Origin of the sequence: Streptomyces sp. NPDC093109, assembly GCF_040701725.1 — a bacterium.
Lineage (GTDB): Bacteria > Actinomycetota > Actinomycetes > Streptomycetales > Streptomycetaceae > Streptomyces.
The window spans coordinates 178167-186699 of record NZ_JBFBEZ010000011.1; the positions used below are offsets into that span (position 1 = coordinate 178167).

Sequence of the window (8533 nt, forward strand, 5' to 3'; positions counted from 1 at the left end):
GTGTTGCTCCTGTTCGTATTCACCAAACTCCGTTGAGGCAACCCCGAGGATAGCCCTCACCTGTCGGCTTCGGCGGTAGAAGCCCTTGGCGGCGCGCGCGGGGGCGGGTGACCTCGTTGCCCCCGTCGGCTCCCTCACCTCCGCCGAGGAGCGCATCGCGGCGCCAGGAAAGGCCCGGGACGTGCGCGGCGATTTCTAGCGGTCGTTGCAACACGCTGGTAGTGGTGTGTCGCTGGTTGCGGGGTCTTGCTTCACTTCCCGTCGGTGTCGGCGGGAAGTGAAGCATCTTCGTGTGCCGGGTCTTCGGCGTTGGCGCGAAAGCGGCCCATGCTCGCCATGATCAGAATGGTCCCGGCCGGGGCCGCGAGGCCGTAGGCCAGGGGAAAGCTGTCTTTCACCAGGTTGAACAGGATGAGTAGACCGGCGAGGCCGGCGATCAGCACGGGACGTCGGATGACGTGCCGCGCGATGATGCTCAGGCGCCGGGTTCCGCGAGCGCGGGTGAGTCGTTCCCATTCTGACGCTGCCATGCCATTACCTTAGGTCCTGCTTGCCCGGCAGGTGCCTGGATCTGCCCGGTTCGCCGGATGTTCAGAGGAGTTGACGCAGACGCTCGGCCGGGGTTTCCCAGCCGAGCGTTTTGCGTGGGCGTCCGTTGAGCTCGGCGGCGACGGCGTCGAGGTGCTCACGGCTGTGGCCGGCCAGGTCGGTGCCCTTGGGGAAGTACTGCCGCAGGAGGCCGTTGGTGTTTTCGTTCGAGCCGCGCTGCCAGCGGCTCGCGGGGTCGCAGAAATAGACCGGGACGTCCGTGGCGACGGTGAAGGAGACGTGGGAGGCCATCTCGCTGCCCTGGTGTCGGCGTACAGGCAAACGTGCACAGTCAGGTACGCCCGAACGTACACAGGGGTCTCGGTGCGAAATGAGCTGGTCTCAAGACCAATAGGCGTTGCCCCGCGCCGTGGGGCAGGCGGGTAAGACGACGCCACCTGGATCGCGCACTCTGGCGGTTGCGGTCCAGATGGCGTTCAGCGGGCGGCGGTTACTCGGCGAGCAGCTCGACCGGGATGTTGCCGCGCGCGGCGTTGGAGTACGGGCAAACCTGGTGGGTGGCCTCGATGAGCGCGCGACCGACTTCTCGGGGCAGGCTGTCCGGTAGCTTCGTCCGCAGGCTGACTTCGAGCTGGAAGCCGCCCTGCCCGTTGGGGACGAGGCCGACTTCGGCGGTGACCGACATGCCCGAGACGTCGATCTCCTTCGTCTGCGCCACCAGCTGCATGGAGGTGGCAAAACAGGCCGCGTAGCCCGCCGCGAAGAGCTGCTTGGGGTTGGTGCCGTCTCCGGTCCCGCCCAACTCTTTCTGGAGGGCCAGCTCGACGTCCAACTTGCCGTCCGAACTGACGGCGCGGCCGTCGCGGCCGGTCGCGGTCGCGACGGCGGTGTACAGGCTCATGTGCTGCCCTTCTGGTAGACCGATCGGTCAATCTGTCTGGCGCACTCAGCGTATGGAGGTCAGGTGCCGCTCTCCATGGCTCACCGTCTCCGTTTCATATCTGGTCGTCTTGCGTGTAGCGGCCTCGCGATACGATCTGACGATGGACGTGCTCAGCGATGCGATCGGCGTCATGCGCATGGGGCGCCCGCATTCCACTGAAATCCGCAAGCACGCTCCGTGGGGAGTGCGGGCCGAGCCGTTCTCCGGGGCCGGCTTCCACGTGGTGCTGGAAGGTACATGCTGGCTGATCCCGCCGACGGGCGCCGCGATCGCCCTGAGCGTGGGCGATGTGGTGTGTCTTCCGCACGGCTGCGGGCACGCTCTAGCCGACAGTCCGTCGACGTCCCTGACCGGCGCACACTCGGCGTCCCTGCGGGAGATAGCGCCCAGTGCCGACGACGGCGAAGGGGCCACTACGGTCCTGCTGTGCGGCGCGTACACGCTCGACCAGACCCGGCCGCATCCGCTGTTCGAGGAACTGCCCGAGGTCATACACCTTCCGGCACGTCTCGGCCACCGCACGCCGCTACATGCTGCCGTCAACCTGCTCGGCGACGAGATCGCCAACCCCGACCACGGAACCGAAGCGGTCGTATCGGCCCTGCTGGACATCATGCTGCTGTACATCCTGCGGGCCTGGCTCGACGAGCAAACCGACGACGGCCCGGCCACCGGGTGGGCCGCGACGCTGCGCGATCCGGCGATCACCGAAGCGCTGCGCCATATCCACCAGGAACCCGCCGGGCAGCGGACGGTCGAAGCGCTGGGCGCGAAAGCCGGACTGTCGCGGGCGGCCTTCTCCCGCCGGTTCACCTCGCTGGTCGGCAAACCGCCGCTGGGCTACCTGACCTGGTGGCGGATGACGCTGGCGGCGCGACTGCTGCGCGACAGCGACAAGCCGGTACAGACCGTCGCGCAGCGCACCGGATACACCTCCGAATTCGCCTTCGCCAAAGCGTTCAAACGAGAGTACGGCTTGGCCCCCGGTCGGTACCGCCAGCAGTCGCGGAGGTAGTCCGGTCAGCACACCTTGACGTCGACGGCCTCCTGTTGGACGCAAGCCTGATCTGCCGCTGACCGCTCGCTGTCCACCACGGTCGCAATCCGACGGTCCCCACGGCGCAAGACCGTTGGAGCTGTGCACGTTTCCCCGTACACGCTTGTGCACGTCGACCTGTACGCCGACACCTGGTCCCAGGTCAGCGAGCGGACCAGGTGGCCGGGCAGGGTCCTCACGGTGGTCACCAGCGCGTCGCGGACCTCCTCGGCGCCACGGCCGTCGGGCAGGTGGAGAAGCATCACGTAGCGGGTGGCGCGTTCGACGAGGGTACCGATGGCCGAGGCGCCGTCCTTGCCGATGATCAGGTCGCCTTCCCAGTGGCCGGGCACCGCCCGGTCCTCCGCCTCGGCGGGCCGGTCGCTGATCATGACCATGGGGTCCTTGAACCGGGGCTGGCGGCAGTTCGCCTGCCGCTGGGGCTTGCGACGGGTGCGTCCCGAGCGCATGGCACGGGCGACCTCGCGGCGTAGTTCGCCCCGGCCCTGGACGTAGAGGGCCTGGTAGACCGTCTCGTGGACCACGTGCATCTCCGGCCGGTCGGGGAAGGTCATCCGCAGAGCCTGGCAGATCTGTTCCGGGCTCCACCGCCGGTCCAGGCCGGCCTGGACGAAGTCCCACAGTTCGAGGTTCTGGCTGATCTTCCCCGGCTTGGGCCGGGGCCGGCGGGCATCGGCGTGGGCCTGGGCGGCGTAAGGCCGGTAGTGCCACAGGCCGCGGGTCCCGTTCGTGCGGTTGCGGCGTATCTCCCGGCTGACCGTGGAGGACTGCGGCCCAGCTCGGCCGCTATCGCGCGGACCGATGCCTTCTCCCGTAGCCGGTCGGCGATGTAGATCCGGTCCGCCTCGTCCAGGTACCGGGACGTGCCGGAAGGCGGCACCACCGGCCGAACCGGTGGTGCCGCCTTCTGCTTGCGGTCAGCGCTGCGACCGTTGCGCCACCGCCGCCCGGTCTTCGCGTTGACGCCGACGATCTGGCACGCGTGCTCGCTGCTGAAGCCCTGCTGCATGAGCCGGAAGTATGTCTCCCGCTCACGCAGCAGCTTCTTCGGCCCTTGAGCTGTCCGGATATCCCGGATTCTGAAGTCCATCGCATCCCCTGAACTGGGGTGTTGCGACAACCACTAGAACCCAAGCGCCAGTGACCGGGCCTCACCTTCGCTGCCACTCATCACGAAGCCGACGAACGGCAGCTATAGCGCGCACCGCCTTGTCAGCAAGCGCGGGCACTTGATCGAGGACGTAGCCCAACACTAGGACGCACCCACCAAGCGCGGCCACAGTCGTTGTAGCCCAACCGACCGTTTCCATACGGACTTCCGACCTGAGTGGGAGCCGAACGAGGAGAAGGTCGAGCTGAACCCGAGGTTCAGTCGCCCCGGCCGGGTATAGGTCGCAGACTTACAGTGGGATCGCGACCCGTCATCGCTACACGCGGTGACGGGTCTTGATGGCACTGGCGCCCTCGGCCGGCGCTCCAGAGGCGATATGGCTGTGGGTACGCGCTACAGAGTCTTCTCCACCGAGCACTCCTCGATCCAGCGGTCGATCACGGAGAAGCTCACCAGATTCTCCACACTCCCCTGCTGGCCCCAAGTGCCCTTCCGTCTTGCGCCTCCAGATTACGGAAACCCAGGAAGGCACTCGTAGCAGGGCACTTCGCGCCTCCTCGCGTGCCATCTACACGGGGGCGCTACAGCAGCCACCGTCGCACCTTAGGGGCGGCTTGTCAGGGGCTGGCGGTTTGATTTCGGGGATCCGCGCGGTCTGTCTTGCCCCCTCATTCGCTACCCACCACCGTGTCCCCGTCGTACCTGAGCGACGTGATCCGCGGATCGCCGACCCACTCCCGAAGGGTGTCCAGTGCAGCGGGCTCAAGTTTCGTGGTGAAGAGGATGGCCAGATGCTCTCTGGCCCGTGAGCATGCCACGTAAAAGAGGTTGCGTGCCCTGATGAACGCCTCCAGTTCCTTGTCCACCAGTTCGTCGCGCCTGGAGAAGTTGGCCAGCATCTCAGGGATCTGGAAGCGGGAGTGCCCCTTGCTGACCACAGCGAGCACCCGGTCGAACTCCAGCCCCTTAACTCCGTGTTGTGTGGCGAAGGGCGTGCCGCCGCCGAGGTGCTCGTTCAACGCCAGCAGCTCCGCGTACGGCACCTGGCGTAGCTGTTGGTACTCCTTCGCCCGAGCCGCCGCCCGAACTTCGGCCTTGCCGTCACTCACAGCCTGCGGGTCGGTGTCGGATGGTGATACAGCCTTCCGGTGACGCTCGCGCACCTTCCCCAGGCCGTCGAAGAGCTGCTGCTCAAGACAGAGGTCGAGGACGTCGCCGACCGTGCCCGTCTCTCGGGCCTTCCCTAGCTTTGTCAGGAATTCCACCCATTCCTGCTTGTCGGCCGTCGAGTTGATGGGTGGACGGCCGCGGGGGTCGAGTGCGTCGAACATCGCGCCGTAGCGCTTGTTCCGGTGGTGAAGCAGTGCCGGTTCGAGTGTGTCCATGAAGAAGGCCATGGCGTGGTCCTCCTTCCTCACGTAGGAATCGTTGCGCCGAAAGGCCCCGTGGAGCTTCTGGTATCCTAGTTCGCCGGCGATCGTCTCGTGCGTGAGCATGAGGATCTTGGTGCTGGGCTCCGCCGCCCGCGCCTGGGCATCGTGGCCGGATTCTCCGATACTCCAGCACCGGTCGTGGACGTCGTCCAGTACCCATTTCCGAGCCGCGTGGGCCGCGTCCCAGCCGAGCTGCCCCTTCCGGTGGTGGGTGAGCCTTGTCCCGGCCCATTCGTTGGTGTGATAGATCGCGACGGTGCCCTCGCCAACTCCTGACGCCGTGGTCTGCGTCAGTTCGGGACGCATCGTGTTCAGGAGGTTCACGACGGCGCGCTGTGAGCGTCGATTGCGCTGTCTGAAGATCGGTGTCGTGCGAGTGTCCTGGAGTGCCCCGCAGGCGTTGTCGTAGATCTGCTGCCAGTGGTCCCCGAAGAAGCCGCAGAGGGGGCCACGCTCAGTGGCCTCATCGCCTGGCGTGCCCAGCATGGCCTCCGCCAGGCCGGCGGGGGTGTCCTGGTACTCGTCCACGAAGATGATCGGGAACCGGTCGGCAGCCAGGGCCCGGAACTTGGGAAGGGCGAAGAGCGCCCTCGCGAGGACGGGCAGATCGTTGTGACCCAGTTGCACGCGACGGGTGTCGTGGTCCACTTTTTGGAAGCCGGTGCTGTACTCGACGGTGTAGCCGTCCAGCGAGGTATGGCCCTCCATCTTGGACAGCATGGTGTCCAGCTCGACAATGTGGCGCAACAGGTGTTTATGGAAGGGGGAGAGCAGCTGCCACATGAAGCCGTGGATGGTTTCGGCGAACACGTACGGGCTGCGGTCGGTACGGTTGATGATCTCGTCGCGGGCCACATTGGTGTAGGTGATGCAGGCGATGCGCTGGTGGGACCGCGGGAGGTAGCGGGCGCGGTCAGCCAGGATGCTCTGGAGGGCCTCGATCAGTGAGCTGGTCTTGCCCGCACCGGCGCCGGCCTCCACCTTGAAGTGACGGCATTCCTGGAGAGCCGTCAGGATCGTGCGCGTGACGTCTTCCGCCTCGGTCGTCACTGGACGTCCGCCTTCGTCGCAGTTCCGTCCTGTGCCATGAGCCATTCGAGGCCGCGCCTGATGTACTTCGGGACCTGCCAGTCGTGGTCTCGGAGGACTTGGTCGAGGGCGAAGTCAACCTTGCTGCGCCTGTTCTCCACGCTGCTGCGGGCCTGTTGCTCCAGTTCCTTGGTGGGAGCGTCACCCGTGGGAATACCGAACAGGGCCCGGTTGGCCAGCGCGAAGGCGTCTTCGAAAGTGCGGCCGCACGGGCCGCCTGGCTCCTCCGGCACCTGGTAGGCGAGGCACATGCTGCCGCCGGCGATCGGCAGGTCCGTTTCAGCCCGCCGCAGCAGTCCGGCCACCGTGATGTCCGCCATCTCCGGGGACCACGCCCTGATGGACTGGTTGGACGTGCGTCCGGACTCGGACACCAGGCATTTGCCGCCCTTGGGCTTCCTGTCGTCGACGGGATCGAGATCCGTGATGATCAAGGCCGGGATCCCGAGAACCTTCAGCAGCGGATAGAACTTGTGGGCATACGCCCCGCCGACCTCCATATAGGTCACGTACTGGTGCTGGGGCGTCTCTCCGGGCCGCCTCGCCGCCAACTTCTCCTCCGCAGCCGGGACGAAGACACGCTCGCTGGCGCCCTCGACGAGGATGGCCTTGTCCGCGAAGTAGAGGTCGGCCCGGGTGAGAGTCAGGTACTTGCGAAGGAACCTCTCGTCGCCGGTCACCTGGGACAGATCCTTGATGACAGTGCGGGCCGGCCCTGGCTCGTCTCCGCTCTCCACGGTGTCCTCCTCCTTTCGGAAGTACCGGATGCCGGAAAAGTGTCCACGGTTGGCCACGTGTGCCGAGTGGGTGGTCACCACGAACTGGGCGTTCCACCGAGGGCAGCTGTCGCCTGCCGTGCTGCTCTCCTCGACCGCTCCCGCCTGCCCGGGCATGGTCGCTCTCATCTGTGCATCGATTCGAGGGAACAGGCTGACGGAGTACGTGAGTCGCTGGATGAACGCCTCCTGCATCTGCGGATGGAGATGGGCCTCCGGTTCTTCCAGGAAGACGAGATGGATCCCGGACTCCGAGGAGGTCGCCGTGTGGTCGCGATAGCAGGTGAACAGCCTGAGCAGAATCATCACCAGGTTCCGCGTACCGAGGCCGCTGTACGACTCCGGAAACTGCACCCCAGCCACCCCCGGATAGTGAATGCGCGCGAAGTTCCTGAGCAGCCTCTTGGAGTCCAGCCGGGCGGCCGTGACGAACTCCTGGTTGCCCAGACCCGGATAGCCGAATGCCTTCAACGTTGGCGCCACCCGCTCGCGGACCTTTTGGAGGCTGCTGTCGAGACTGCCGGAGGTGTCCACGAGCGTCATGTCGATGCTCGCGGCGAGCTCCTCCAGCCACGTCGTGTTCTGGCTCTTCTCGGCTGCGGTCAGCAGTTGCTCGAAGACAGCTCCGATCGGCGCGGCATGCCCCTCGCCCTCGTCGTCCAGCCCTCGCTGTGCCTCGACGAAGTCCACCCTCACCAGGGTGCGCACGTCCGCGAGGTCAACCGGGCGGACGTTCCCCTCATCGGTCGGGTCGACCGCCATCACCGACATCTCGAAGTGCTTCGGAATGCCTCTGCCCAGCCGCTCAAGCGTGGCTGTGGCATCCGGCCCCACCGGCACGCCGCCGAAGAACTCCTTCAAGGCACCGTCCCTCAACGCGTAGGCGAACCTGATCACCACCTCGGAGCAGTCAGGCTCAAGGTCCACCACGAAGGGAGCCAGGGGGCCGTACTGGCCGCAGTCCTTGTCATAGGAGATATGGAGGGTGAGGGTGACTGCTGGGATCGTGTCACGCGCTTGCTCTGCCTCGCCCGAGGCGAAGAAGCGATGAGCGGCAAGAAACTCCTCGTAGCAGTCGGCGGAGAAGTCCTCGATGCGCAGCGCGGCCTTCTTCCTCGTCACGAAGAATTCGAACAGCTTCGCCAGCGAGGTCTTTCCCGTGTTGTTGCGGCCGACGCACAGCGTCACCTTGTCGGTAAAGGAGAGCTCGGTTCTGCGGAGCAACCGGAAGTTGCGGATAACTGCTTTGGTGAGCCGGGGCGGCACCGGGACGACCGTCCCGCGTGGTTCGGCGGAGCCGTCTCGCGGGCCCGGAATGGCATGCGGCGGCTCACTGGTCTGGGTCATCGCGGCTCCTTGCTGCTCTCACACACGCCCTCGGCGCCTGAGGGAGAAAGCGCACAGCAAGGGGAGTCACAAGCCCCATGAGATGCCGTCACCCCCTCGGGATTACGGCCGCATCTTTTCACCATAATTCCCCTAAGAGGGTGTCTCACGTGGCTTGAGGGTTCGTACGGCATGATGTCTGTCGTGGGTGCTGATCTGTCGAAGCGTCTGGTTCCTGATGAACTCTGG

The 8533-nt window shown here is 66.0% G+C and carries 5 protein-coding genes and 2 pseudogenes; 1 reads left to right on the forward strand and 6 read right to left on the reverse strand.

Annotation, left to right across the window (positions count from 1 at the left end; all coding sequences use genetic code 11):
- Positions 1–251 precede the first annotated feature (251 nt).
- From AB0389_RS13810 to AB0389_RS13820, 3 genes and pseudogenes are all read right to left on the reverse strand, one after another.
- Positions 252–530 carry a hypothetical protein gene (locus tag AB0389_RS13810; protein ID WP_366395579.1) on the reverse strand — a complete coding sequence of 93 codons (279 nt, stop codon included), beginning with the start codon at positions 528–530 and terminating at the stop codon, positions 252–254.
- Positions 531–591: 61 nt separating this feature from the next.
- Positions 592–852, reverse strand: a pseudogene (locus AB0389_RS13815) (IS30 family transposase); the annotation flags it as partial.
- A 187-nt stretch (positions 853–1039) separates the two neighbouring features.
- On the reverse strand, positions 1040–1450 hold the full coding sequence (locus AB0389_RS13820; protein ID WP_366395580.1) for an organic hydroperoxide resistance protein: 411 nt from the start codon (positions 1448–1450) through the stop codon (positions 1040–1042).
- Positions 1451–1592: 142 nt separating this feature from the next.
- On the opposite strand from AB0389_RS13820, the gene AB0389_RS13825 reads away from it, so the two are divergent.
- A complete protein-coding gene (locus AB0389_RS13825) occupies positions 1593–2507 on the forward strand; it encodes an AraC family transcriptional regulator (RefSeq protein WP_366395581.1) in 915 nt (304 codons plus the stop codon).
- A 155-nt stretch (positions 2508–2662) separates the two neighbouring features.
- Here the strand turns inward: AB0389_RS13825 and AB0389_RS13830 are convergent.
- The 3 genes and pseudogenes from AB0389_RS13830 to AB0389_RS13840 form a co-directional block, all read right to left on the reverse strand.
- Positions 2663–3639, reverse strand: a pseudogene (locus AB0389_RS13830) (IS30 family transposase); the annotation flags it as partial.
- 689 nt (positions 3640–4328) lie between these two features.
- Positions 4329–6143: a UvrD-helicase domain-containing protein gene (locus AB0389_RS13835; protein WP_366395582.1), complete on the reverse strand. Its 1815-nt coding sequence runs from the start codon at positions 6141–6143 to the stop codon at positions 4329–4331.
- Entirely contained in the window at positions 6140–8305 is a 2166-nt protein-coding gene (locus tag AB0389_RS13840; RefSeq protein WP_366395583.1) for an ATP-dependent endonuclease, read from the reverse strand. The genes AB0389_RS13835 and AB0389_RS13840 overlap by 4 nt, the downstream gene beginning before the upstream one ends.
- Positions 8306–8533: the final 228 nt, after the last annotated feature.